This window comes from Methylobacterium sp. 1030, from assembly GCF_040544715.1.
GTDB lineage: Bacteria > Pseudomonadota > Alphaproteobacteria > Rhizobiales > Beijerinckiaceae > Methylobacterium.
The window spans coordinates 19,122-43,651 of sequence record NZ_JBEPKM010000008.1 but is presented as its reverse complement, the minus strand read 5'-3'; the positions used below and the strand labels follow the sequence as shown (position 1 = coordinate 43,651).

General features: G+C 73.7%; 24 protein-coding genes and 2 riboswitches. Of the genes, 12 read left to right on the top strand and 12 right to left on the bottom strand.

Translation table 11 applies throughout. The features are described from left to right. Position 1 precedes the first annotated feature (1 nt). The 5 genes from ABIC30_RS12995 to ABIC30_RS12975 form a co-directional block, all read right to left on the bottom strand. Complete coding sequence (locus tag ABIC30_RS12995; protein WP_020095513.1) at positions 2-679, bottom strand: carbonic anhydrase; 678 nt, start codon at positions 677-679, stop codon at positions 2-4. Between the two features lie 169 nt (positions 680-848). Further along, a complete protein-coding gene (locus ABIC30_RS12990; protein ID WP_244603195.1) occupies positions 849-1,202 on the bottom strand; it encodes a hypothetical protein in 354 nt (117 codons plus the stop codon). A 350-nt stretch (positions 1,203-1,552) separates the two neighbouring features. Next, positions 1,553-3,478 carry a sensor histidine kinase gene (locus tag ABIC30_RS12985; RefSeq protein ID WP_103985047.1) on the bottom strand — a complete coding sequence of 642 codons (1,926 nt, stop codon included), beginning with the start codon at positions 3,476-3,478 and terminating at the stop codon, positions 1,553-1,555. A 192-nt stretch (positions 3,479-3,670) separates the two neighbouring features. Next, a complete protein-coding gene (locus tag ABIC30_RS12980) occupies positions 3,671-4,537 on the bottom strand; it encodes an alpha/beta hydrolase (protein ID WP_103985048.1) in 867 nt (288 codons plus the stop codon). Between the two features lie 67 nt (positions 4,538-4,604). Next, positions 4,605-4,955: a hypothetical protein gene (locus ABIC30_RS12975; RefSeq protein WP_103985049.1), complete on the bottom strand. Its 351-nt coding sequence runs from the start codon at positions 4,953-4,955 to the stop codon at positions 4,605-4,607. Positions 4,956-5,217: 262 nt separating this feature from the next. On the opposite strand from ABIC30_RS12975, the gene argE reads away from it, so the two are divergent. Continuing rightward, positions 5,218-6,450 (top strand): acetylornithine deacetylase, encoded by a 1,233-nt coding sequence (gene argE, locus ABIC30_RS12970; protein ID WP_103985050.1) that lies wholly within the window; start codon positions 5,218-5,220, stop codon positions 6,448-6,450. Positions 6,451-6,527: 77 nt separating this feature from the next. On the opposite strand, the gene ABIC30_RS12965 is transcribed toward argE, so the two are convergent. After that, the gene (locus ABIC30_RS12965) at positions 6,528-7,325 is read right to left on the bottom strand and encodes a glycosyltransferase family 2 protein (RefSeq protein ID WP_103985051.1); all 798 of its coding nucleotides are present in this window, start codon (positions 7,323-7,325) and stop codon (positions 6,528-6,530) included. A gap of 470 nt (positions 7,326-7,795) precedes the next feature. Here ABIC30_RS12965 and ABIC30_RS12960 point away from each other — a divergent pair, with 470 nt between their 5' ends. Then, positions 7,796-8,269 (top strand): DoxX family membrane protein, encoded by a 474-nt coding sequence (locus ABIC30_RS12960; RefSeq protein ID WP_042673314.1) that lies wholly within the window; start codon positions 7,796-7,798, stop codon positions 8,267-8,269. Positions 8,270-8,320: 51 nt separating this feature from the next. Here ABIC30_RS12960 and ABIC30_RS12955 read toward each other — a convergent pair whose 3' ends face one another. The 3 genes from ABIC30_RS12955 to ABIC30_RS12945 form a co-directional block, all read right to left on the bottom strand. Continuing rightward, positions 8,321-8,926 carry a glutathione S-transferase gene (locus tag ABIC30_RS12955; protein ID WP_354455336.1) on the bottom strand — a complete coding sequence of 202 codons (606 nt, stop codon included), beginning with the start codon at positions 8,924-8,926 and terminating at the stop codon, positions 8,321-8,323. Between the two features lie 97 nt (positions 8,927-9,023). Then, positions 9,024-9,281, bottom strand: a complete 258-nt coding sequence (locus ABIC30_RS12950; RefSeq protein WP_103985074.1) for a hypothetical protein — start codon at positions 9,279-9,281, stop codon at positions 9,024-9,026. 188 nt (positions 9,282-9,469) lie between these two features. Beyond that, complete coding sequence (locus ABIC30_RS12945) at positions 9,470-9,805, bottom strand: hypothetical protein (protein ID WP_056529955.1); 336 nt, start codon at positions 9,803-9,805, stop codon at positions 9,470-9,472. 196 nt (positions 9,806-10,001) lie between these two features. Continuing rightward, a riboswitch (glycine riboswitch) is annotated at positions 10,002-10,104 on the top strand. A 3-nt stretch (positions 10,105-10,107) separates the two neighbouring features. Next, positions 10,108-10,217: riboswitch (glycine riboswitch) on the top strand. A gap of 65 nt (positions 10,218-10,282) precedes the next feature. Here ABIC30_RS12945 and ABIC30_RS12940 point away from each other — a divergent pair. The 6 genes from ABIC30_RS12940 to ABIC30_RS12915 all read left to right on the top strand — a co-directional run bounded on the left by ABIC30_RS12940 (position 10,283) and on the right by ABIC30_RS12915 (position 17,634). Further along, positions 10,283-11,545: a D-amino acid dehydrogenase gene (locus ABIC30_RS12940; RefSeq protein ID WP_042673311.1), complete on the top strand. Its 1,263-nt coding sequence runs from the start codon at positions 10,283-10,285 to the stop codon at positions 11,543-11,545. A 154-nt stretch (positions 11,546-11,699) separates the two neighbouring features. After that, on the top strand, positions 11,700-12,839 hold the full coding sequence (locus tag ABIC30_RS12935; protein ID WP_091677280.1) for a pyridoxal-phosphate dependent enzyme: 1,140 nt from the start codon (positions 11,700-11,702) through the stop codon (positions 12,837-12,839). A gap of 43 nt (positions 12,840-12,882) precedes the next feature. Then, positions 12,883-14,004: a DSD1 family PLP-dependent enzyme gene (locus ABIC30_RS12930; protein WP_056529946.1), complete on the top strand. Its 1,122-nt coding sequence runs from the start codon at positions 12,883-12,885 to the stop codon at positions 14,002-14,004. 125 nt (positions 14,005-14,129) lie between these two features. Beyond that, entirely contained in the window at positions 14,130-15,068 is a 939-nt protein-coding gene (locus tag ABIC30_RS12925; RefSeq protein ID WP_091677276.1) for an ornithine cyclodeaminase family protein, read from the top strand. A gap of 43 nt (positions 15,069-15,111) precedes the next feature. Next, the gene (gene cobF / locus ABIC30_RS12920) at positions 15,112-15,900 is read left to right on the top strand and encodes a precorrin-6A synthase (deacetylating) (protein WP_103985052.1); all 789 of its coding nucleotides are present in this window, start codon (positions 15,112-15,114) and stop codon (positions 15,898-15,900) included. A 9-nt stretch (positions 15,901-15,909) separates the two neighbouring features. Continuing rightward, positions 15,910-17,634 carry a DEAD/DEAH box helicase gene (locus ABIC30_RS12915; protein ID WP_103985053.1) on the top strand — a complete coding sequence of 575 codons (1,725 nt, stop codon included), beginning with the start codon at positions 15,910-15,912 and terminating at the stop codon, positions 17,632-17,634. Between the two features lie 788 nt (positions 17,635-18,422). On the opposite strand, the gene ABIC30_RS12910 is transcribed toward ABIC30_RS12915, so the two are convergent. The 3 genes from ABIC30_RS12910 to ABIC30_RS12900 form a co-directional block, all read right to left on the bottom strand. Then, positions 18,423-19,367, bottom strand: a complete 945-nt coding sequence (locus ABIC30_RS12910) for an alpha/beta hydrolase (RefSeq protein ID WP_020095530.1) — start codon at positions 19,365-19,367, stop codon at positions 18,423-18,425. Positions 19,368-19,456: 89 nt separating this feature from the next. Continuing rightward, positions 19,457-20,590 carry a hypothetical protein gene (locus tag ABIC30_RS12905; RefSeq protein WP_100253325.1) on the bottom strand — a complete coding sequence of 378 codons (1,134 nt, stop codon included), beginning with the start codon at positions 20,588-20,590 and terminating at the stop codon, positions 19,457-19,459. 142 nt (positions 20,591-20,732) lie between these two features. Beyond that, the gene (locus tag ABIC30_RS12900) at positions 20,733-22,001 is read right to left on the bottom strand and encodes a sensor histidine kinase (protein WP_042673357.1); all 1,269 of its coding nucleotides are present in this window, start codon (positions 21,999-22,001) and stop codon (positions 20,733-20,735) included. Positions 22,002-22,220: 219 nt separating this feature from the next. Between ABIC30_RS12900 and ABIC30_RS12895 the strand changes: the two genes are divergently transcribed. The 4 genes from ABIC30_RS12895 (at position 22,221) to ABIC30_RS12880 (ending at position 24,459) form a co-directional block, all read left to right on the top strand. Then, on the top strand, positions 22,221-22,484 hold the full coding sequence (locus ABIC30_RS12895; RefSeq protein ID WP_103985056.1) for a hypothetical protein: 264 nt from the start codon (positions 22,221-22,223) through the stop codon (positions 22,482-22,484). Between the two features lie 93 nt (positions 22,485-22,577). After that, positions 22,578-22,808, top strand: a complete 231-nt coding sequence (locus ABIC30_RS12890; protein WP_354455330.1) for a hypervirulence associated TUDOR domain-containing protein — start codon at positions 22,578-22,580, stop codon at positions 22,806-22,808. Between the two features lie 116 nt (positions 22,809-22,924). Continuing rightward, the gene (locus ABIC30_RS12885) at positions 22,925-23,419 is read left to right on the top strand and encodes a (2Fe-2S)-binding protein (protein ID WP_042673359.1); all 495 of its coding nucleotides are present in this window, start codon (positions 22,925-22,927) and stop codon (positions 23,417-23,419) included. Next, entirely contained in the window at positions 23,416-24,459 is a 1,044-nt protein-coding gene (locus ABIC30_RS12880; protein WP_354455328.1) for an FAD binding domain-containing protein, read from the top strand. Before ABIC30_RS12885 ends, ABIC30_RS12880 begins: the two co-directional genes overlap by 4 nt. Positions 24,460-24,530: the final 71 nt, after the last annotated feature.

Sequence of the window (24,530 nt, the reverse complement as noted above, 5' to 3'; positions counted from 1 at the left end):
GTCAGGCCGCCTGCAGGCGGCTGCTGGCGGAGGAATCCTGCGCCACGGGCATGTCGGCCCCGGCGATCGGCCGGAATTGCCCGCTCGCGCCGTCGTAGGCCAGGAGGGCACCGGTCTCGATCTCGAAGAACCAGCCGTGCAGCCGCAGGGATCCCTTGGCCAGGGCGGCGGCGACGCTCGGATGGGTGCGCAGGTTGGCGAGCTGGACCACCACGTTCTCCAGGGCCAGGGCGTGGTGGCGGGCCTGGGCGTCCATCCCCTCGGGATAGGCCTCGCAGACGATCCGCTCGGCGGCCTCGGCGTGGCGCAGCCAGGCCGCGACGCTGGGCATCCGCTTGAGCAGGTCCCGGTTCATCAGCCCCTTCATGGCGCCGCAATCCGAGTGGCCGCAGACCACGATGTCGCGCACGCCGAGGGCCACCACGGCGTACTCGATCGCCGAGGAGACGCCGCCGACCACGTCGGAGGCCGGGGGCACGATGTTGCCGGCGTTGCGGCAGACGAACAGGTCTCCGGGTCCCGCCTGGGTGATGTGCTCGGGCGAGACCCTGGAATCCGCGCAGGCGATGATCAGCGCGCTCGGGTGCTGACCGTCGCGCACCAGCTGCTGGTACATCTGCCGCTGGCCGGGGAAGACGCTGCCCTGGAAGCTGGCGATGCCCTGGATGAGGTTGTTCATGAAGGGTCCCTGAGGCCGGGAGAACCGGAAGGCGAGAACGGGGAAGGGCGATGCGCCGGAGCGCGCAGCGGTGTTCGGTCGGCTCCGCCCGGCCGGAGGTGCCGGGCGGCGGGTGTCGGTGCCGGGTGTCGGTGTCGGGTGTCGCGTCGGAGGCCCGGCCTCCGACGTCTCAGCGACGGACCCGGCGGCGCTCCGCGGTTCCGGAGGCCCAGTGCGGGTCGACGACCTGGCCGCGCGCCACGGTGGCCCCAGCCCTGTCGTGAACCATCGGCGCCCCGAGGAGCTGCCCGGACCCGGAGCGCTGCGAGTGCAGCGAGCGCGGGTCGTGGTGCGGGTCGTTGATGTAGGAGCTCATGTGGCCGCCGCCGGCAGCCTGCCGGCTCCCGCCGCCGCCTTCGCCCGCCTGCGCCGCCAGGGGCGCTCCGAGGATTCCGACCACGAGGCCGAGGGCGAGGCCGAAGGCGGGACCGGCCGCGCGGCCGCGAACCGGGAGATGTCGGGACTGGGTGCGGGACTGGATCATGACGTTTCCTCGCTGTTCGACTTGTGGCGAGGGACACCGCATCCCTGCCGATAAGTCGACCCTAGTCTACATTTTCGGAATAGCGTGTGCGCATCGGCACATTGTATCGACGAAAGCTTTAATCCGTGGCGTAAGTACTATCGTGTGCGTCCGCGCACGTCTTTGTCCATCTTGAGAGAGCGGCCGGGATTAAGGACAGATCTGGCGCCGACGGCGCGGAGCGTGTCCTTCAGGAGCGTGTCCTTCCGGCGCGAGTCCGCGGCGCGCAGGGCCGCGCGGCCGCCCTCGCATCGCGGACGCGCGCGCTGTCGGGTGCGGTCGGGACGACGGCCGCCCGGGCCGGAGCGGGGTCAGGCCCGTCCGGTGTGGAGACGCGCCGCGGGCAGGGGATTGGCCGCCACGTAGACGAGGCCGCCGGCCTCGTAGGTGAGGCTGGCGGTCCTGCCTCCGGCGAGGCCCCGCTCGAGCAGGCGGGTGCCGAACCCCTTCCGCGACGGCGAGACGACCGGCGGGCCGCCGCACTCGCGCCAGGTCAGCCGCAGGGTCTCGGTGTCCGGACCCGCCTCCACCGTCCAGGCCAGCGCGGCCCGCCCGCCCGGAACCGACAGGGCGCCGTGCTTGACCGCGTTGGTGCACAATTCGTGCAGGATCATCGTGAGCGCGAGGGCGCCCTCGGGCGGCAGCCGCAGGTCGGGGCCGTCCAGGGTGATGCGCGGGGTGTTCGCACCCGGAGCGTCCCGGTCCGCAGGGTCACGATCCGAAGTCTCCCGACCGGAGGAATCCCGGTTCGAGGGATCGCCGCCCGCGGGGTCCGGACCCAGGAAGGGCCGCACCGCCTGGGCGGCGATGCCGCGCAGATCCGCGCTCGCCCAGCTCTCGCGGGTCAGGATGTCGTGGGCGCGCGACAGGGCGAGGAGCCGCGCCTCGAAGGCGTCGCGCCCGGCCGCCGCGCCGGCGCCCAGATTCTTCAGGCTCTGCGCCGCCATCGCCTGCACGGTGGCGAGGGTATTCTTCACCCGGTGATTGAGTTCGTCGATCAGCAGCCGGTGGGTCTCGGCGCGCCGGGCCCGCTCGTCCGCCGCCGCCGCGAGGGCGTCGGCGATCGTCGCGCCCTCGCGCACGAGGGAGCGGGGCAGCGTCGGCAGGGGCTGGTCGCGGCCCAGGGTCTCGGCGGCGGCCGCCAGATCCAGCAGGGGGCGGGCGATCAGGCCGGCGAGCAGCCACGCGAGCAGCGCCGCCGCGAGGGCCACCGCGCTGCCCGTCGCCAGGATGCCCCCGCGCAGGGCCGCCACCGAGGTCAGGGCCCGGTCGGCCGTCTGCCGCACCACCACCTGCCAGCCGAGGCCCGGATAGTCGCGGTGGCCGGCCGTGGACGCGCGGGCGCTGAGATACGCGGCGTCGTCCGGCCAGGGGCCGACCCGGCTCGTGCCCTCCGGATCGAGGGGCCGGCCGCCCGCCAGGACCGAGCGGGGCAGGGGGGCGCCCTGCAGGGCGGGCGGCCCGAGGAGCACGGTGCCGTCGCGGGACAGGATCAGGATCTCGGCGCCCTGGCGGTGGCCCCGGAGGCCAGCCTCGAGGATGCGGGCCATGTCGCGCGCCCAGGTCCAGTCGAGATGGGCGGCCAGCACCCCGAGGACGCGGCCGTTCGGCGCCCGCACCGGCGCCGCGACGTCGAGGAGCCGCAGGGGCTCGCGCGACGCCGCGCGCGCGGCGGCCTCGTCCGGGGGCATCAGCGCCTCGAGGAGCTTGGCCGGGTGCACGTCGCCCACGTAGGGGCCCGCGCGGCCGCCGCGGAAATAGTCGCGGCCGGAGACGTCGGCGCCCTCCAGGGCGCCGGTGCTGGTGACGGAGAAGCGCCCGTCGGCGTCGATCAGCCCGATGATCGAGTAGGCCGGGTAGGTCGCCTGGAGCCGCTCCATCACGGCGCGCTTGGCGGCCGTTCCGGTCCCGGGATCGCGCAGACTGTCCGAGGCGGCGGCGATCTGGATGTCGCGCCAGCGCTCGAACATCCCGATATCGAGGCCCCGGGCCATCTGACCGGCGATCTCGGCGAGCTGGCCGCCGACCTCCGCCTCGAGCCGTCGGGTCGCCTCGCGGCTCACCAGGGCGGCGAGCGTCAGGGTCGTCAGGAAGCCGAGCGTGCCGAAACCCAGGGCCAGCACGACGCGCAGCCGCGGCGCGCGCCACCGGTCACGCCATCCGCCGCGGCGGCCGGTCCGGTCCGCGGGGCCGGCGCAGGGCGCCGCAAGGGATTCCGATCGCGCGACCGCTTGCATCCGATCTCCCTGGGATCGGCCGGCTCCCGGTGGAGGGAGATCGTGCCCGCGATCCCGTCTCAGCACGCGGGGCAGGCCTCAGCAAGGCGGAAACGGGCCTCGGCGATGCAGAATTTCTATCGGGAGTTGCAAATCTGCACGCCGTCGTCCCCCCGCCTCGTCCGGGTGCGGTCCGGGCTGCCGGCCGGGGCCTCAGTCCTCGAGAAGGGCGTGGGCTGCCCGGACCAGGAGCCCGCCCGGCCGGCGCAGGGCGTCGAGCACCGAGAAGTGCTCGGCCCCGGGGACCGGCAGCAGGGAGCCGGGGGCGTGGGCCGCCGCCCGCAGGGCGTGCAGGTTGCGGGCGTCGTGGATCAGCGCCGGCAGTTCGCGGGAGCCGTAGGCGATGCAGAGCGGCTTCGCGATCACCGGGAGCCGCAGGGGCGACAGGGTCTCGATCTCGCCGTCGGTGAGGCTCAGCTTGGCGTCCAGGGAGGTCTGGCGGATCGGCGCGAGGTCGTAGACGCCGGAGATCGCCAGACCCGCCGCCACCGCCGGATGGCCGAGCTGCATCGCGGTGAGCAGCCCGCCCGCCGACCAGCCCGACAGGATCAGGGGACCGCGGATCCCGCGCGCGGCCCCGTGGGCGGCCAGCCAGTCGAGGGCCGCGCCGATCTCCGCCACGATCCGGGAAAGGCCCGCCTCCGGCGCCAGGGTGTAGCCGACCATCGCCACCGACCAGCCGGCGGCGTTCGGGCCCTCCGCGAAGCAGGCGAACAGCTCCCGGGCGCCCCGCTGCCAGTAGCCCCCGTGGATGAAGACCAGGCAGGGCGCCGCCGCGTCCCGCGCCGGGTAGAGGTCGAGGGCGTTGCGGGCGCCGGGGCCGTAGGGCACGTCGAGGCCGGCCGGATGCGCCGCCCGATAGGCGGCCGAGGCCGCGTCCCGGGCGGCCACCTGGGCGGCGCTGTCGGCCACCGCGCGGGTGTTGTCGTAGCAGGCGTCCCGCGCCTCCTGCGCGAGGATGTCCCAGCGGCGGCGCGGATCCGCGGGGGTCGGATCGTCCAGGCGGAACTCCAGCACCATCGTGTCCGTCTCGGGCCGCTGCGGTCGCCCGCACCATGGCAGGCGGCCGGGCCCGGGTCGAGGCGGTTCAGAAGCCGGGCGCGGCACCCGGGACGGTGCCGCCGTAGCCCCAGCCCGTGAGCGGCGGCGCCGCGACCCGCTCGCGCGTCGCCGGCGCGACCGTGCGGGCGAGGGGCCGGGGCCGCTGCCAGACCCGCCAGAGCGGACGGTCGCGCGCCGCCATGCGGGCGAGGGTCAGGTCCATGTCGGAGGCCGCGCGGTGATGCGGTCGCCCGGCGGGGGGCGCGGCCTGCCGGCGGGCCTCGGCCGGGGCGGCCAGCAGCGGGGCCGTCGGCAGGAGGAGCGTCGGCAAGAGGAGCGTCGACAAGAGGAGCGTCGACAGGAGGACGGCGAGGATCGGGGCGGGACCGGGACGCATGGTCGGGGCTCCGGGACGAGCGGGCCGAAGGGGCCCTACCCGGCGGCTACGCCCGAACGTCGTCCCGGTTCCGGGTCTGCGCCGCCGGGCGCCGGGCATTGCCCTGGATCCCCGGAAGGCCGAGAACTCCGGCGGACGCCGCGCCCCTCCGAAACCGATTCGGGAGGGGCGGTGTGCCGGCCGCGGCCCGGCCAAGACCTAGCCAAGACCCAGCCAAGACCCAGCCAAGACCTCCCCAAGGCCTCCCCACGACATGGGATCCATGACAGAGTCCGCACAGACCGCCACGCCGCGCCCCGGCACGCCCGATCCGGCGGCGCTGCTCGCCGCGCTCGTCGCCTTCGACACGGTGAGCGCCCGCTCGAACCTGCCTCTGATCGACTGGGCGGAGGCCTATTGCCGCGACCTCGGCGCCGCGGTCGAGCGGGTGCCGGATCCGACGGGCCGGAAGGCGGCGCTGCTGGTCAGCGTCGGGCCTTTCGAGACGCGCCCCGGCTACGTGCTCTCCGGCCACAGCGACGTGGTGCCGACCGACGGCCAGCCCTGGTCGTCGGACCCGTTCGTCCTGCGGGAGGAGGGCGGGCGGCTCTACGGGCGCGGCACCTCCGACATGAAGGGGTTCCTCGCGGTCTGCCTCGCGCTCCTGCCCGAGATGGTCGCGGCGGAACTCGCCACCCCGATCCACATCGCGATCTCGTACGACGAGGAGATCGGGTGCCTCGGCGTGCGCCCGCTGATCGCCCGGATGCTCGAGCGCGTGCCGCGGCCGCTCGGCTGCTTCGTGGGCGAGCCGACCGGAATGGACGTGGTGGTCGGCCACAAGGGCAAATCGGCCGCCCGCCTCACCTTCCGCGGCAAGGCCAGCCACTCGGCCCTGGCGCCCCAGGGGGTCAACGCGGTCGAGTACGCCGCCCGCTTCATCGAGCATGTCCGCCTGTCGGCGGAGGCCATCGCCCGGGACGGCGCCCGCGACGCGCTCTACGACGTGCCCCACACCACCGGCCTGTCGAGCGTGGTCCGGGGCGGATCGGCGCTCAACATCGTGCCCGACAGCTGCAGCGTCGAGTTCGAGTACCGGGCGATCGGCGCGGACGATGCCGCCGCGCTGGCGGCGTCCGCGATCGCCTACGCCACCGGGACGCTGGCGCCGCTGATGCGGGCCGGCGATCCGGCCTGCGGCGTCGCGGTCGAGCCGCTGATCGATTATCCGGGCCTCGACACCGATCCGGAGGCGGCGATCGTGACCCTGGCCAAGCGCCTCGCGGGCCGCAACGGCCACGCCAAGGTCTCGTACGGCACGGAGGGCGGGCTGTTCGAGCGGCTCGGCGGCGTGCCGGCCGTGGTGATCGGGCCGGGCTCGATCGCGCGCGCCCACCGGGCGGACGAGTACGTCACCCGGGACGAACTCGCGGCCTGCGCGGGCTTCGTGCGGCGGCTGATCGGCGCCTGCGTGACCGGCTCCGCGGCGGCGTCCCAGGGTGCGCTCCCGGGCTGAACCGGCCTCCGCGCCGGTCGGGCGCGCCGCCGGTCCGCGGAGCCTCCGCCGCGCGGCGCGATCTCACCAGGGCGATCTCACCAGGGGATGCGGCCGAAGCGGTCGACCAGCCGCCGGTACTCGGCCTCGCTCTCGGCCCTCGACGTCCCGCCCTGGCCGACATCCGAGCTTCCGGAGCCCGGATGCACGAGGCGGCACACCAGCGGCAGGACGAAGCCGTGCCGCACGAGCTGCACGTTGGGGCCGCCGAGCTGGAGGACGTTGGCGAGCCACGGGCGGACCAGGGAAGCGTGCTGCAGCGTGACGGGCGCCGTCGCCTCGACGAGGTGGGCGCGGCGCAGGCCGGTCTCGGCGAGGCGGCCGAGCCACTCGTTGTCGTAGTGCCACTTCGCGGCCGGGCTGATCGCGCCGACCTGCGCGAAAGTGGCCCGCCGCATCAGCCAGCCCGACGGCGTCGCGAAGTCGTTGATCCGCACCACCTCGCCGGCCTCGTCGGTCTCGAGCTGCGTCGAGGAGACGAAATCGAAGCGGTCCAGGGCGCGGACGGCGACGCCCAGATAGGGCGGCAGCCAGCGATCGTCGTCCTCGAGGAAGCCGACGAGGTCCCAGCTGTCGTCGACGGCGGCGATGGCGGCGTTCAGCGCGGGGATCTGGCCCTTGCGCGCGCCGCGCGCGAAGGTGACCTGCGGGTGCGCGGCGAGCCGTGCCGGGATCTCGGTCCCGGGATCGGTCCCGACGAAGAAGTGGATCGTCGCCGGCCGGTCGAGCTCCTGGGCGTTGGCGCTCGCGATCGCGTGCTCCAGGAAGTACGGGCCGGCCTCTCCGGCCAGGGTCGAGGGTTTGAGCCGCGACGGCGTGATGATCGCGATTCGCATGGTCAAGGCTCGCCGGTTCTGCGGATACGGTTTGCGGTCCGGTTCCCCCGATCCGCGCGCCGTCACGCGTGATCACCGCGCGTCGACCGAGAGAGACTTGCAGAACTGGAGCCGAGACGGGACCGTGCCTGTCAAGTCTCGGACGATCGGTTCGGGTAGAGTTCAATAATGATCGAAAAAATTTCGAGCTACTGTATACATCGAGATCGATCGATCGGCCGAGAATCGATCCGAAATTCCGGAAATTTCCGGTGTTCCATTATTTTCGCGAAACGGCTTGAATCATTGTTGCCGCGATGCCACCCTCGCTCGAAGAAGCGCGGCATGTCGGGCGGCGGAGCTCCTCCCGGCCGGCACCGGCCCGTCGCCGAGGAAACCTTCGCGCCGCTCGCGGCTTGGATCAGCGCCTTGGATCACCGCCTTGGATCAGCGGTCCGCACCGGGCCGGGTTGAGGGAGACCCTTCAGAGCATGGCCAGCCTCAGCGTCGCGATCGCGTTCGGCGTCCGCCTGCTCCTCGTGCTGCTGTTCCTGCCGTTCAGCGCCCTCGACAAGATCCTGAACTTCAGGGGCGCGGTCGGGCAGGCGCGGCAGGCCGTGCACGCCACCGCGCCCGCGGCGGCGCTGATCCTGATCGGGCTCTGCGTCGAGATCGGGATGTCGCTGTGCATCCTGACCGGGACCGCCGACCGGGCCGCCGCCTTCGTGCTCGCCGGCTATTGCGGGGTGACGGCGCTGCTGTGGAAGCAGTTCTGGGTGCCGGGGGATTTCTGGGCCGGGGGCAGGGGCCGCGAGCTGTTCTGGGACTTCCTGAAGAACTTCGCGCTGGCGGGCGGCTTCCTGCTCATCACCTTCGGCACCGGCGCCGGGACGGTCCAGGACTTCCTCGCCGATCCGCTCGGATCGACCCATCCCTACGCGATCGCCGACCGGGCCCGGCCGTAGCGGGGCGCGGTCTGCGGGGCGCGATCTGCGGGGCTCGGCGCGGCGAGGCCCTCAGCCCTTCGGCACGGTGGCTTCCATGGACGGGCGGCGCTCGAACTCCGCGTACCAGGCGGCGACCGCCGGGCGGCCCTCCCGCCACGCGAGATCGGGGAAGCGCAGGTCCAGGTAGCCGAGCGCGCAGCCCAGCGCGACCGTGCCGATATCCAGCGCCGGCATCCCGCCGACCAGGCTCTCGAACCGGTCCAGCGCCGCGCGGATCTTGCCGACCTGACCGGCCTCCCAGGCGTCCCAGCGGTGGGGCTCGGGACGCAGCACCCGCTCGTAGCGGGTGAGCAGCGCCGCATCGAGCAGGCCGTCGGCGAGCGCCTGCCGGGTCAGCGCGTCCCAGCGGGCGGCGCCCTCGGGGAACAGGCGCGGGCCGGCGGAGAGGTTGTCGAGATACTCGCAGATCACCCGGCTGTCGTAGAGGGCTGCGCCGTCCTCCAGCACCAGGGCGGGGATCTTGCCCAGCGGATTGTGGGCGGCGACCTCCGCGGAGGGGCCGGTCGGCGAGGCTCCCGCGACGGTGACGGCGATCCGGTCGATCAGTCCCGTCTCGTGGGCGAGGACCAGCACCTTGCGGGCGTAGGGAGAGGCGGGGGAGTAGAGGAGCTTCATCGGACCGTCCCGGTTTGGTCTCAGGCGCCGTGATCGCGGCGCCGGGACCTTGCACCGATACCGCGGGGAATCCAGTCCCCGGCGCCCCGCCGGAGGCTCAGACCTTCCGGGTCATCCTGGCGCCGGCATGGACCACCCGGCTGCGGCTCCGGCCCGGGCTCGGGCGTCGCACCCGCATCCGCTGGCGCCAGACGAGGATGGCGCTCGCCACCCGATCGAGGACGAGCATGCACAGGCTGCCGACGATGGCGAGCACGCAGGCGGCCCCGATCAGGACGCCCCAGATCCCGGGGGCCGGGATGATCATCAGGCACAGGAGACCGAAGACGGCCGCGCCAGGTATCCACTTCGCCATCGCGCCGTCCGCCTGAACCAAGGGTGTCGCTCGGGCACAAGCTGCACCGAGACCCTTAAGAGGGTTGGTTCGACTGGTGTGTAGGCGAATAGTTTTGTCTCTAGAAGATATGAATCTGTCAGTCTCGGTTTATGTACGGTAAATACGGCGGTGAATATGGTCGGTCATCGGCGTCCCGGGACCTGATCTCAATCCACCAGCGACAAGGTCCGTCCGGCGCTGACCAGATGGTAGAAGCGGCCGTCGAACATCTGCATCACCGCCTCGGTGGCGGCGTGCGATTCCGGGCGGATCGACGAGGCGAGGCAGGCGTCCAGGGCCGCCTGGTCGGGGAAGTCCATCTCCAGGATCATGGCGATCGGCCGCGCGTCGTCGTCCTTGGAGACGAGGCGCTGGACCCGCACGGCGGTGACGCCCGGGAACCGCCGCCAGAACGGCTCCAGCTCGTCCCGGACCCGGCGGAAGAACTCCTCCTCCCGCCCGTCGCGCACCGTGCCCTCGTAGATCGCGGTCCTGGTCAGCATCGGCCGTCCCCCGGAAGTCCCCGTCAAACCCCCGGGTCAACCGCCGGCGGCGGGGATCGCTCCCCGCGATGATCCGGCAGCGCTCCGGCAGCGCTCCGGCGGTGACAACGCGCACCGGCTGTCGGCGGAATTGGCCGCCGGCGGGACGGACGGGCTTCTCCCCCGCGGCCGGTCGGCGTATCCAGGGACAGCCCATCGTGACGATGCGGGAGAGACCGGGATCTTCCCAGCAGAGGGGACCCGGCGCCGACGGAGCAACCGCCCCGGAAACTCTCAGGCACCGGAACCGTGTCGTCAGGGCGATCTGGAGAGTGGTGCAGCGGGCTGAAACCGTGGGCACCCGCCGAAGGGGACGTCCGTGCCTCGCCTCGCCAGGGCGGGTCGGATCAAGCTCTCAGGCACCGGGACAGATGGGGCGCGCAACCGGCCGACCGCTCGAGGGCGGCCTCCACGCGTCCAGTCCCGGAGTCCAAGCTCATGACCCACATCGCCGTGATCGGCGCCGGCATCACCGGCGTGACGACCGCCTACGCGCTCGCCCAGCGCGGCTACCGCGTCACCGTCCTCGACCGGCAGCGCTACGCCGCCATGGAGACCTCCTTCGCCAATGGCGGCCAGCTCTCGGCCTGCAACGCCGAGGTCTGGAACAAGCTCTCCACGGTGATGCAGGGCCTGCGCTGGATGCTGCGCCGGGACGCGCCGCTGCTGATGAATCCCAAGCCCTCCTGGCACAAGCTGTCGTGGATGGCCGAGTTCGTCCGCGAGATCGCCCATTACCGGGAGAACACCGTGGAGACGGTGCGGCTGGCCCTGAAGGCCCGGGAGGCCCTGTTCGCCATGGCCGAGGCCGAGGGGATCGACTTCGACCTGAAGACCCGCGGCATCCTGCACTTCTACCGGGACCGGGCGAGCTTCGAGAAGGCGACCGCCGTCAACGCCCTGCTGCGGGAGGGCGGCCTGGAGCGCTACGCCGTGACCCCCGAGGAGATCCGGGCGATCGAGCCGACGCTGGCCGGGCGCTACCACGGCGGCTTCTTCACGCCCTCGGACGCCACCGGCGACATCCACAAATTCACCCGCGGCCTCGCGGCCGCCTGCGCGCGCAAGGGCGTCCGCTTCGTCCAGGACGCCAGCGTCGAGACGATCGCGCCCGGGGAGGGGGGCTACGCCGTCGGCTGGCGCGAAGCGGGCCGGCCGGCCGGCGACGCGCGGGTCCTGCGGGCCGACGCGGTGGTGGTCTGCGCGGGCTGCGCCAGCCGGCACTTCGCGGCGATGCTGGGCGACCGGGTCAACGTCTACCCGGTGAAGGGCTACTCGATCACCGTGAACCTGCTGACCCCGGAGGCGCAGGCGGCGGCCCCGGAGGTGAGCATCCTCGACGAGGCGGCCAAGATCGTCACCAGCCGCCTCGGCGACGAGCGCCTGCGGGTCGCCGGCACCGCCGAGTTCAACGGCTTCAACCGCGACATCCGCCACGACCGGATCGAGCCGCTGGTCGACTGGACCCGCGAGCAGTTCCCGCGCGTCGACACCGACCGGGTGGTGGCCTGGAGCGGGCTGCGACCGATGCTGCCGACCATGCTGCCCAAGGTCGGCCGCGGCCGACTGCCCGGAATCTTCTACAACACCGGGCACGGCCATCTCGGATGGACCCTCTCGGGCGCCACCGCCGAGCTCGTCGCCGGGGCGGTCGCCGCCGAGCACGCCCCGGAGCCGACGATCCTGCCGCTCGCGGCCTGACCCGGGTCTCCGAAGGGCCCGAGGCCCTTCGGCAGGTTGTCAGGGCAGAGCCCTGACGCGCAGCGCGGCGCGCCGTCCCATCCTCGAACAGGGGGCGCGCCGTCGAAGATTATTTTGTATTCTCTTTCCGAACCACCCCGGAACCCGAGCCGCGATGCCCTCGTCTCCCGCCTATCTCGACCCCGCGACCGGAGCGACCTACCCGATCGAGACGCCGCGCTGGCGCTCCGAGACGGGCGGTCCGCTGATGATCACCGACCTGCCGGGAATCGGGCGGGCGGAGATCGACACGGGCCGGCGCTCCCTCTGGCGCTACGCCGCCGCCCTGCCGGTGGCGGTGGCCGACCCGGTCACGCTGGGCGAGGGCTGCACCCCGCTGGTGCGCCGGCCCTGGCGGGGCGGCCACGCCCATTTCAAGCTCGAGTGGTTCGCGCCCTCCGGCAGCTTCAAGGACCGGGGCGCCGCCGTGATGCTGTCGATCCTGCGCCAGCAGGGGATCGACGCGGTGCTGGAGGATTCCTCCGGGAACGGCGGCGCCGCGGTGGCGACCTACGCGGCGGCCGCCGGGATGCGGGCCAAGATCCTGGTCCCGGCCTCGACCTCGCCGGCCAAGACCGTCCAGATGCGGGCCGCCGGCGCCGAGGTCGAGCTGGTGCCCGGCACCCGCCAGGACACCGCCGACGCGGCCGTCGCCCAAGCGGAGTCGATCTTCTACGCCAGCCACAACTGGCAGGCCCATTTCCTCCAGGGCACCAAGACGCTGGCCTACGAGCTGTGGGAGGATCTGGGTTTCACCGCGCCCGACGCCGTGATCATCCCGTGCGGGGCCGGCAGCAACATCCTCGGCTGCGATATCGGCTTCTCGGAGCTGCTGCGCCGGGGGGCGATCGCCCGCCTGCCGCGGCTCTACGCGGTCCAGCCGGCCCATTGCGCCCCCCTGCACGCGGGTTTCGAGGCCGGCGCCGCGGATTTCGTGCCGGTCACCCCGCGCCCGACGCTGGCCGAGGGCGCCTCGATCGCCCAGCCGGTCCGCGGCCGGGAGGTGCTGGCGGCGCTCCGCCGGTCCGGCGGCGGCACCGTGGCGGTCTCCGAGGAGGCCATCGAGGCCGCCCTGATGGAGCTCGCCCGCTCGGGCCTCTACGTCGAGCCGACCTGCGCCATGGCGGCGGCGGCGCTCACCGACCTCACCGCGCGCGGCGCGATCCGGCCCGGGGAGACCACCGTGGTGGTGCTCACCGGCACCGGCATCAAGGCGACGCCGCGCATCGCCGAGCTTCTGGGCCTCGCCCCGTAATCCCGGCCCCCACGAGATCCGCACGCGTTCAGGAGGACACACCATGCGCAACAACATCCCCGCCACCGTCGGGATGCCGGTCGAGGAGGTGGACACCCCCTGCCTGCTGGTCGACCTCGACGCCCTCGAGCGCAACGTCGACACGCTCGGACGCTTCATGAAGGCGCACGGCCTGCGCCACCGGGCGCACGCCAAGACCCACAAGTCGTCCGACATCACGGTCCTGCAGATGGAGCGGGGCGGCGCCTGCGGCGTCTGCTGCCAGAAGGTCAGCGAGGCCGAGGCGCTGGTGAGCGCCGGCATCCGCGACGTGCTGGTCTCCAACCAGGTGGTGGCGCCGAAGAAGATCGAGCGCCTCGCGGCGCTCGCCACCCGCGCGCGGGTGCTGGTCTGCGTCGACGACCTCGGCAATGTCGACGACCTCTCGGCGGCGGCGGTCCGGTACGGCGTCACCCTCGAGTGCCTCGTGGAGATCGACGTCGGCGCCGGCCGCTGCGGCGTCGCGCCGGGCGAGCCCGCCGTGGCGATCGCGAAGAAGATCGCGGCGGCGCCGGGCCTGCGCTTCGCGGGCCTGCAGGCCTACCAGGGCAAGGCCCAGCACGTGCGCGATTTCGGCGAGCGGAAGGCCCTGATCCAGACGGCGATCGACGAGACGAAGCGCACCGTCGACCTGCTCAAGGCCGAAGGGCTCGACTGCGCCATCGTGGCGGGGGCCGGCACCGGCAGCTTCGCCATGGAGGGCGGCAGCGGCGTCTACAACGAGCTGCAATGCGGCTCCTACGTCTTCATGGACGCGGACTACCAGCGGGTGAAGGACGCGGACGGGCGACCGATCGCGGAGTTCGAGAACAGCCTGTTCATCTACACGGCGATCATGAGCAAGGCGAAGGCGGACGTCGCGATCTGCGATGCCGGCCTGAAGGCGCAGAGCATCGACAGCGGCCTGCCGGTGGTCTTCGGCCGGGACGACGTCGAGTACGTCAAGTGCTCGGACGAGCACGGGGTGATCAGCGATCCCGGCAACGTGCTGAAGCTCAACGAGCGCCTGAAACTGATCCCCGGCCATTGCGACCCGACGGTCAACGTCTACGACTGGTACGTGGGCGTGCGGAACGGCCGGGTCGAGGCGATCTGGCCGGTCACCGCCCGCGGCATGACGTTGTAACGGGATTCCGAAGGGCCGAGGCCCTTCGGCGGGGCGTCGGGGCGGCGCCCCGACATCGGGCTCCGCCCGATACCCGCGAAAGGTCTCGACCTTTCGAAACCATGACTCGGGAGGTCCCTGAATCCATGCGCTTCATCTCCGAGGAGGACTCCGCCGCCCTGGTCGATCACGCCATGGCGTTCGACGCGGCCCGCGCGGCGCTGATCGCCGCGGTGGCGCCGGGGACCACCCTGTTCCCGGCGGTGCTCGGCCACGGCTCGGAGCCGACCAACCGGTTCTCGATCAAGTCGGGCTCCACGGCGGACTATGCCGGCCTGAAGGTCGGCTCGTTCTGGCCCGGCAACCCGGACCGGGGCCTGCCCCGGCACAATTCGGTGATCCTGCTGTTCGACCAGGCCGTCGGCCGGGTCGACACGGTGATCGAGGCCGGGCGGGTGAACGCCTACCGGACCGCCGCCGCCGACGCGGTGGCGGCGAGCGTCCTGGCGCGGCCGGACTCGGCGGTGCTGGCGGTGTTCGGGGCCGGCAACCAGGCCGAGTTCGAGTGCGCGGCGCTCGCCCGGATCCTGCCGATCCGGACGGTGCTGGTCGTCGCCCGGGACGCCGCCAAGGTCGCGGGCTTTGCCGAGCGCCTGGCGGGGCAGGGGGCCTCGGGGATCGACGTGCGGGCGGCCGCGCCCCGGGAGGCCTGCGCGGCGGCCGACGTGATCGTCACGGCGACGCCGGCCCGCGCGCCGCTGTTCGAGGCCGACTGGGTCCGCCCCGGCACGCACGTCGCCGCCATGGGCGCGGACGCGAAGGGCAAGCAGGAGCTGCCCCCCGCCCTGCTGGAACGAGCCGCCCTGTTCTGCGACCTGCCGGAGCAGTCGCGCACCATCGGCGAGTTCCAGCACGCCTCCGCGGACGCCCAGGCCGGAATGCGGGCGCTCGGCGACGTGCTCCGGAGCGGGGAGGGGGGCCGGACGGATCCGGAGGCGATCACCGTGTTCGATTCCTCCGGCATCGCCCTGCAGGACCTGACCATCGCCCGGGCGATCCTCGCCAAAGCCGACGCGCGCCTGTAGGGGGAGGCCGGCGCCGGCCCTCCCCGCCCCGGCGGAGGACGGCATGCAGGACAGGCAGATCCGGGTCATCGGCATCGGCACGGGCGATCCCGAGCACCTGACCCTCCAGGCGGTGCGGGCGCTCGCCGACGTCGACGCGGTGTTCGTCCTCGACAAGCGCGCCGAGACCGCCGACCTCGTCGAGATCCGCCGCCGGATCTGCGCGACCCATATCGCCAAGCCACACCGGTTCGTCACCGTCGAGGACCCGCCCCGGGAGCGCCGCCCGGCCGATTACGGGCGCACGGTCGAGGCCTGGCACGCGGCCCGGGCCGAGCGGCTGGAGGCGGCCTTCGCGGCCCATCTCGGGGCCGGGGAGGTGGGGGCGATCCTGGCCTGGGGGGACCCGGCCCTCTACGACAGCGTCCTGCGCATCCTCGACCACATCCTCGCCCGCGGGCGCGTGCCGTTCCGGCGGCTCGTCGTGCCCGGGCTGTCCAGCGTGCAGGTCCTCGCCGCCCGCCACGGCGTCCCGCTGAACGGCATCGGCGGGTCGGTGCTGATCACCACCGGCCGGCGCCTCGCCGCGGGGTGGCCGGCGGAGGCGGAGAGCGTCGTGGTGATGCTCGACGGCGACCCGGCCTTCGCGCATCTCGACCCGGACCTGACGATCCACTGGGGCGCCTATCTCGGCAGCCCGGACGAGATCCTGGTCTCGGGCCGGCTGGGCGACGCGGGCGAGGAGATCCGCCGGGTCCGCGCCGAGGCCCGGGCCCGGCACGGCTGGATCATGGACATCTACCTGCTGCGCCGTGACCGCGCCGCCACGGACAGGGCCGGCGCGGCCGGCTAGACCGCCGCCATGCTGCGCCTGCGGGACTACCAGCGCGCCAGCCTCGACGCGCTCTCGGCCACCTGGGCGCGGGGAGGGGCGGACGACGCGGCGCCCGGCCACCTGATCGTGCTGCCCACCGGGGCGGGCAAGGCGCTCGTGATCGCGGCGCTGGCCCGGGAAACCCTTGAGGAGAACCCCCTCGCCCGGGTGGCGATCGTCACCCACAGCCGCGAGCTGGTCGCCCAGAATTTCTCCGAGCTGACCCGGTCCTGGCCGGGGGCGCCGGCCGGGATCTTCTCGGCCGGGCTCCGGCGGCGGGAGGCCGGGGCGCAGGTGCTGGTCTGCGGCATCCAGTCGGTGGCCGACCGGCTCGACACGGTGGGCCCGCGCGACCTCGTGATCGTCGACGAGGCCCACCTGATCCCCCGCGCCGCCGATACCCGATACGGCCGCTTCCTGGCTGGCCTGCGCGCGCGGACCCCCGGGCTGCGGGTGGCGGGCTTCACGGCCACGCCCTATCGGCTCGATTCGGGCCGGCTCGACGAAGGCGAGCACCGGCTGTTCTCCGGCATCGCCTACGAGGCCGACACGTTCACGCTGATCCGGCGCGGCTTCCTGGCGCCCCTCGTCTCCAAGGCGACCCTCACCCAGCTCGACGTCTCGGGGGTCGGCCGGCGCGGGGGCGACTACATCCCGGGCGAGCTGGAGGCGGCGGTCAACCGCGACTGGATCACCCGGGCGGCGGTCGCGGAGCTCGCGGAGTACGGGCGTGCCCGCCGGGCCTGGCTCGCCTTCTGCGCCGGCCTCGCCCACGCGGAGGCCGTGCGCGACGCGGTGCGGGCGGAAGGGTATTCCTGCGAGAGCGTCTCGGGCGAGACACCCCGCCGGGAGCGCGACCGGATCGTGGCGGCGTTCCGGGCGGGAAAAATCCGCTGCCTGACCTCGGTGGGCGTGCTCGGGACCGGTTTCAACGTGCCCGAGGTCGATCTCGTGGCGCTGCTGCGCCCGACCCGCAGCACCGGCCTCTACGTGCAGCAGGTCGGCCGGGCGCTGCGCTGCGCGCCCGGCAAGGCCGACGCGCTGATCCTCGATTACGCCGGTCTGGTGCGGATGCACGGGCCCGTGGACGCCGTGACGGTCCGGAGCGCCACCCAGGGACTGGGCGGGGCAGGGGCCCCGCGCGCCAAGCCCTGCCCCGGCTGCGGCGCCCTGATCGCGCTGAACGCCTCCACCTGCGAGGCGTGCTGGACCGAGCCGGAGGCGGACCCGGACGCCGAGGCCCCGCACGAGGCCGCCGCCGACGACGAGCTGGCGATCCTCTCGGCGGATCCCGGGCTGCCCGGTCCCGAGCCGGCGGGCCCTGCCCCGGTGGCGGAGGTCGGCGGGCAGGAGGCTGCTCGGCAGGAGGTTGCCTGGCATCCGGTCACGGCCCTGAAGCTCGAGGCCGCACCCGACGGGCTCGACCTCGTCCTCGGCTGGCGGGACGGCCCCGCCGAGGCGGCGTGGCGCGTCCGCCTGCGGCCCGAACGCAGCGGCTACGAGCGGGAGAAGGCGGTGTCCTGGTGGCGCGGCCTCGGCGGCGGCCGGGACGCGCCAATGAGCGCCGCGGAATTCCTGGAGCGCGCCGCGCTCCTGGCCCGGCCGGCCTCGATCCGGATCCGGCCGGGCCGGCTGTCGGAGCATATCGACTGTCGGACCCGGGATGGCCGGATCCTCGGCGACGTGCGCCGCTTGGGCGGGCGCGCCGCGTGAGGCGGCGCGAGTCGCGGCGGGGAGGGGGCTCGGACCGCCCTCGCCCGATCCGGATGCCGCCGAGCCGAGCGGGCCTTGACGCCGGGCCGCACCGCCCGGATCCGGAGGCGGCCGGAGACGAGATCCCATCCGGGCTCGCAGCCGGCCACTCACAGCGGCTCAGCCGGCGGACCACCCCTCACCCAGCCCGATTTGCTCGTTACATTCCATAATATATCTTATGCGAACAAGGCAGCAGCTGTGGGGGCTGGGTTGTCGGGTGCTGGGCGCCTCGACCTGGAGGCCGCGCGGTTGGATCAGGGCTGCTGATCGGACGTCAGGTCGAGGCCGCAGGGTTGAAAGGCCGCGCGCCGCCGCCGGGCATGTTCGGCTCCGACCCGGGCCGCGACGCGCCCGTCGTCGCGCGCGACGCGGCGTGATCGCCACGGCGGGCGCGGGGACGAAGGGGCCGACGGGCGCCGAAGTCCGACGCTCCCGGGCAGGGCGGTCGGGTCAGGGGCCGGAGGCCCCTCCCCGCGGCGGACGGACTGGAACGACGCACGGCCGAGCGCTGCCGCGGCGCTCCGGCTAGCTCAGCGTCGCGCGCGGTGGCTGCCCGGCTCTTCGGGCGTGGCCGCCCGCGAACCCGGCGGCGATCTCCGACGCGCCCGGCGCGGTCCTGTCCGCGCGGGCGAGGGCACCTGCGCGTCCGGCCGGGCTCACCGGTCCCCTGCCCTGCCTGTCTGACCTGCCTGTCTGACGGCTCCCGAGCCGGAGGGCCAACCCAGGCCGGCGGTGCGCGCACCGCGTCAGCGCATCACCGACACGCTGGTCAGCCAGAGCCGGCAGAGCCGCGGCCAGAGGGCGACCGGCGCCTCCGACCGGCCGATCCCGAAACCGTGGCCGCCGACCGCGAAGCGGTGGTACTCGACCGGTACGCCCGCTTCGCGGCAGGCCGCGTCCAGGATGCGGCTGTGCTCCGGGCTGATGACCGCGTCGTCGTCCGCCTGCACGAGGAACAGTGTCGGGCAACCGGACCGGATATGGGTCTGGAGCGACCAGTCCCGGCTCGCCGCCGGGCTCGGGGTCTCGCCGACGAGGGAGCGCCGGGTGGTCGTGCGGTCGTAGGGCGGCTCCAGGCTCACCACGGGGTAGATCAGCGTCGCGAAGTCGGGCCGCGCCGACAGGTCGTCGGCCGCGTCGACGGGGTCGTAGGCCCGGAACGCGGAGCGCGCGGCGATGAGGCCGCCGAGGTGCCCGCCGGCGGAGAAGCCGAGCACGCCGACGCGGGCCGGGTCGATCCGGAAGCGCGCGGCCGCGGCGCGGATCAGGCGCAGGGCCCGCTGCCCGTCCTGGAGCGGCGCCAGGGGGCCCGCCGCCCAGCCCTCGCCCGGCAGGCGGTAGGTGAGCACGAAGGCCGTGATGCCCTGCGCGGCGAGCCAGAGCGCGGCGGGGAGCGCCTCCTTGACCATCCCGATCCGGGCGTAGCCGCCACCGCCGGCGACGAGGACCGCCACGCCGGTCGGCGTCTCCGGGGCGTACACCTCCAGGACCGGCACGGCGACGTTCTTCACGGCGCCGCTGTCGTCGCGGACCGGCGGACCCTGAGGACCGCCGCCGCCCGGCGGCTCCCCCGGCCAGAGCGGGATCCGCTCCGGTGCCCCGACGGCGTCGGCCCCCCGCGCCGACAGGACGGCCGAACCCGCGGCCAGGGTGAGGAGCAGAGAGCGGCGGTCGGGCACGAAACCGGGCATGGGCCCCCTCGCGACGGGCGCGGTCCCGTGCGGCCCGGTAGGCAAGACCGCCGTGCCGGATCGGTTCCCGGTCGGGCGCCGGTCCGGGGCTACAGGACCCGCGGCAGCAGCCGGCCGAGGAGATCCCGCCCCGGGAACCGGACCGGCGGCATCCGCAGGTCCGGCGCCGGCTCATCGCCGGGGATCGGCCCCTCGGCGAAGCGGGCCCCGGCGGACCAGAACCCGTCCCGCCGCGTGCCGATCATGCCGAGCCCGACGGGCTCCCGCGTCGCGTCGGGGCGCAGCCGTCCCGCCGCCCAGACGCGCTGCCAGCACCGGCGCCGCGACAGGTCGGCGTCCCGCCAGCCCAGCCGCGCGTAGCCGGCCGCCGCGAAGACCCGGTCCCCGGCGAAATCCTCCGGAATCCAAACCCAGCTCGAGAACACGTGGACCGTGTCGGCGCGGAAGCCGGCCGGATCCACCGCCCGCGTGTAGGCGCTCAGAGCCGTCGCTCGGTGCCGGCCGACATGCCGGCGCAGGCGCCCCGGCAGCGCCAGCGCCTCCGGGAAGGCGGCGGCGTCGAAGCGGGTCGGTGCCGCGCCGCGCTCCAGCGCGTAGACGCTGTCCACGAGGTGCATCCAGGGTTCGAGATCGACCTCCCAGGCCTGCTCCACCGGCGCGAACCGGCGGACCCGTCCCTCGATCAGCCGGTCGGCGACGCGCCGGGCGGGCTCGGGAACCCAGTCCGGCCCGGCCTCGGTCACGCGGAGCAGCGTCGCGGGCCCGTGCGCACGGACCGCCTCGGCCAGGCGGGCGAAATCGGCCTCGGGCTCGTCGCGGCCGACCTTGCGCACCAGGATCTTCGACCCGTCGGCGAGCTCGTCCAGCAGCTTGCGCTTGAGATGGGCCAGCCGGCCGTACTCCCGCTCCAGCAGCACCTCCGGCTCGATCGAGCCGGCCGGATGCCCGGTATTCGCCCAGATGTTGTAGGCGACGCTGTGGCAGTAATAGGTGCCGCCGGAACTCACGGAGAGCCGCAGGTCGCCCGGCACGCCGAAATCCGCGAAGCCGCAGCGCAGGCCGCGGATCAGGTCCTCCATGGGCGTGTAGGAGAAGCGCAGCAGGCCGGAAGGCTCGACCCCGCCGTAGCGCTGCACGAACCCGAACTCGCAATTGTCGCCGAGGCTCCGAAAGGCGTGGAGCCGTTCGGCGAGGAGCGCCGCCGTCGTCCTGTTCTCGGTCACTGCATCCGCTCTGTCTCGCGCTCTGTCTCGCGCTCTGTCTCGCGCTCTGTCTCGCGCTCTGTCTCGCGCTCTGTCCCGCGCCCGGATCGCGGCGGGGTAGGGCGATTGTCCGGTCCCCGCCCGGTCGGCGCGCGCGCCACGCTCAGCCGGCCGGGGGCGCCTCCAGGGGCGCCTCCTGGGTTCCTTCCAGGGGCACCTCCAGGCGGAAGCAGGCGCCCTTCTCCCGGGCCGGGATCGTCAGGTTGCCGCCGAGCTGGCGCGTGAGGCTGCCGACCACCCGCATGCCCAGGCTCTTCGAGCTGCGCCCGATCTCGAACCCCGCCGGAAGGCCGATCCCGTCGTCGGCAACCTCGACCACGAGCCCCTCCGGCCGCCGCTCGGCGCGGACCCGGATCTCGCCGCCCGCCGGGTGCGTCTCCATCGGGTAGGCGTATTTCAGCGCGTTGGTGACGAGTTCGTTGACCAGGAGGCCGATGGGAATCGCCCGGTCGGCCGAGATCCGCTGCGGGCAGGCCGTGCAGGTAAGCCGCTGACCCGGCACGCCGCTGGCGAGGTTGGCCACCAGCTTCTCCAGGAAGGGCGCGAGGTCGAGCTCGCCCGGCACCCCCTCCCCTTCACCCTCGACCGCATCGCCCTGCCGCCAGAGCTGGTCGTGCACGCCCGCGATCGCCTCGACGCGGCTGCGCGCGTCCGCCAGGGCCGCCTGCACGGCGGGTTCCTCGGCGGCCCGGGCCTGCAGGGCGAGGAGGCTCGCCACGATGGCGAGGCTGTTCTTGACCCGGTGGCTCATCTCGCGGGCGAGCAGGTCCTGCCGGGCGAGGGCGGCCCGCAGCAGGCTCTCGGTGCGCTGGCGCTCGATGGCGCCGCCGAGCAGGTTGGCGAAGCCCTGCATGAAGGCGATGTCGGCTTCCGCGAACATGCCCTCGCGGGTGTCGTCCACCTCCAGCACCCCGAAGGCGCCGTCCCGGTTCTCGATCAGCACGTTGATCGCCCGGCGGATGCCGTGCTCGGCCATGAGCTGCGGCGTGCGGAACCGGGTCTCGTCCGCGAGGTGGTTGGAGATCACAGGCCGGCCGGTCTTGAGGGCGAATCCGGCCGGGGAGGCGAGATCGGCCCCGATCCGGGCCTTGCCGATCACGTCGGGCCCCCAGCCGACACCGGCCCGGACCAGCAGGGTGTCGGCGCCGCGCCGATATTCCAGGGCCTTGCAGAACTCGGCACCCATGCCCTGCGCGCACAGCTCCGCGGCCCGCTGCAGCAGGTGATCGACATCGGTGCCGCGCAGGGCCTCGACACCGAACTCCGACAGGATCGCCTGCTGGCGCAGGCGATAGTCGAGATCGGGCGGCGCGGGCGCGCGGCGCGGCTCGGGGCTCGGTTCCACTTCGGTCTGGTCGGTCTGCGGAGTCATGGAGGGCGGCAGGGTAGCAGGAAGGTGGCCCCGACGCGAAGCGTCGTCGCCCGGAGGAGCGCACCCGTCCTCGCACCCGTCGCCGCGAGTGTCGTCGCACGTGTCGTCGCACGTGTCGTCGCACCCCGGCGGCCGCCCGGACCCCCCGGCCCCGTACGGCGTTCGTCCGTCGAGCACGCTTCGACGAATGCGTGGAGAAACGCGCGGAGGAACGCACGCATGGCCGACGACCTGAACGGACTCTCCGACAAGGCCCTCTCGATCCTCGCCTTCGCGGCCTATCACCGGCTCGTCAGCGGCGAGACGGTCACCTCGGTGATCCGCCGTGACGGCGCCGGCCACGAGGCCGACCCGGAGGGCGTGAAGGAGCTGGAGGGGCGCGGCCTCGTCACCGCCGGCGAGAGCGCCATCGACCTCGGCGAGACCGCGCAGGCGGCGGTCGAGACGATGGTCGCAGCCCTGCGGCGGGAGGTCGGCCGCTGAGTGCGGCATCCCGGCCGTGGAAACCCGGGAACGCGCCCGCCGCCGGGCGCCTTTCCCCGCATCCACGATCCCGCATCCACGATGGAGACGCGCATGACCGCCAAGGCGAAGGTGAAGACCGGGGACGATGTCACCTACAAATGGGGCAAGGGCACCGTCTCGGGCGCGGTGACCAAGGTCCACACGCGGGACGTGGAGAAGACCATCAAGGGCAACACGGTGAAGCGCGAGGCCTCGAAGGCCGAGCCCGCCCTCGAGATCGAGACCGCCAAGGGCAAGACCGTGCTGAAATCGGCCTCTGAGGTTCGGGTCAAGTCTGCGTAAGCGCGCAACCTTCGCGTGCCGTGATCTTGCGCACATCACTTTCTGCTTAAGGTCTCGCCGGAAGCGGGGCGGCGGCTATCTGTAACGGTTCCAGCCTTGGAAGCCGGGACCCCCGCATGACCATTCCCCTCAGGCTCACCCTGAACGGGCAGCCGCGCGAGATCGCCCTCGACGATCCGCGCGTCACCCTCCTCGATCTCCTGCGCGAGCGCCTCGGTCTGACGGGCGCCAAGAAGGGCTGCGACCGCGGCCAGTGCGGCGCCTGCACGGTCCTGGTGGACGGGCGCCGGATCAACAGCTGCCTGACCCTCGCCGCGAGCCTCGACGGCGCCGAGATCCTGACCATCGAGGGGCTCGCCGAGGGCGACCGGCTGCACCCGGTCCAGGCGGCCTTCATCGCCCATGACGGCTTCCAGTGCGGCTTCTGCACGCCGGGCCAGATCATGAGCGCGGTCGGCCTGATCCGCGAGGGCCAGGCCGGCACCGATCCGGAGCGCATCCGCGAGGGCATGAGCGGCAATCTCTGCCGCTGCGGCGCCTACGCGGGGATCCTGGACGCCGTGCAGGACGCGGCCGCCCGGACCTCGGAGCAGCGGGAGGACGCGGCGTGAGGACCTTCGACTACATCCGCCCCGCGAGCGTGCCCGAGGCCGTGGCGGCCGGCCAGCAGCCGGGCACCGCCTTCCTCGCCGCCGGCACCAACCTCGTCGACCTGATGAAGGGCGGTGTCGCCACCCCGGAGCGGGTCGTCGACATCACCCGCCTCCCCGGCCTCTCGGCCATCGAGCGGCTGCCGGACGGCACCGCCCGGGTCGGGGCCCTGGTCCGCAACAGCGACCTCGCCCACGACCCGGCCTTCGCCAAGGCCTACCCGATGGTGGCCGAGGCCCTGCTGGCCGGCGCCTCGGCGCAGCTGCGCAACGCCGCCACGGTCGGCGGCAACCTGATGCAGCGCACCCGCTGCCAGTACTTCACCGACGCGGTCTCGCCCTGCAACAAGCGCGCGCCCGGCTCCGGCTGCGCGGCCCTGGGGCACGCCACCCGCATCCACGCGGTCCAGGGTTGGAGCGAGCACTGCATCGCCACCCACCCGTCCGATTTCTGCGTGCCGCTCGCTGCCCTCGACGCGGTGGTCGAGATCGCCGGGCCGGACGGCGCCCGGGAGGTGCCGCTCACCGCGTTCCACCACCTCCCCGGCGACCACCCGGAGCGGGAGACCGAGCTGCGACCCGGCGAGCTGATCACCGCCCTGCGCCTGCCCCCCGAGGCGACCGCGTTCCGGGGTAATGCCCGCTACCTCAAGGTCCGCGACCGCACCTCCTACGCCTTCGCGGTCGTCTCGGCGGCGGCCGCCCTCACCCTGGAGGCCGGCGGCCGGATCGGCCAGGCCCGGCTCGCCCTGGGCGGGCTGGCGCTCAAGCCCTGGCGGGTGGCGGAGGCTGAAGCCGCGCTCGCCGGGCAGGCACCCTCCCCCGAGGCCTTCGCGAAGGCCGCCGAGGCCGCGCTCGCCGGCGCCAAGCCCACCGGTGAGGCCAACGCCTTCAAGGTCGAGCTCGCCCGCCGGGTGGCGATCCGCGCGCTGACCCAGGCCGCCGCGGGCACGCCCGCCCGGATCCCGGCCCTCCCCGCCTCCCCGTTCGGCATCGTCTGACACGCGGTCGATGGTTTGGCACCGCCGTCCCTGCGAGCGGAGCGAAGCAGCCCGGTCGGCGCCGCGACCTG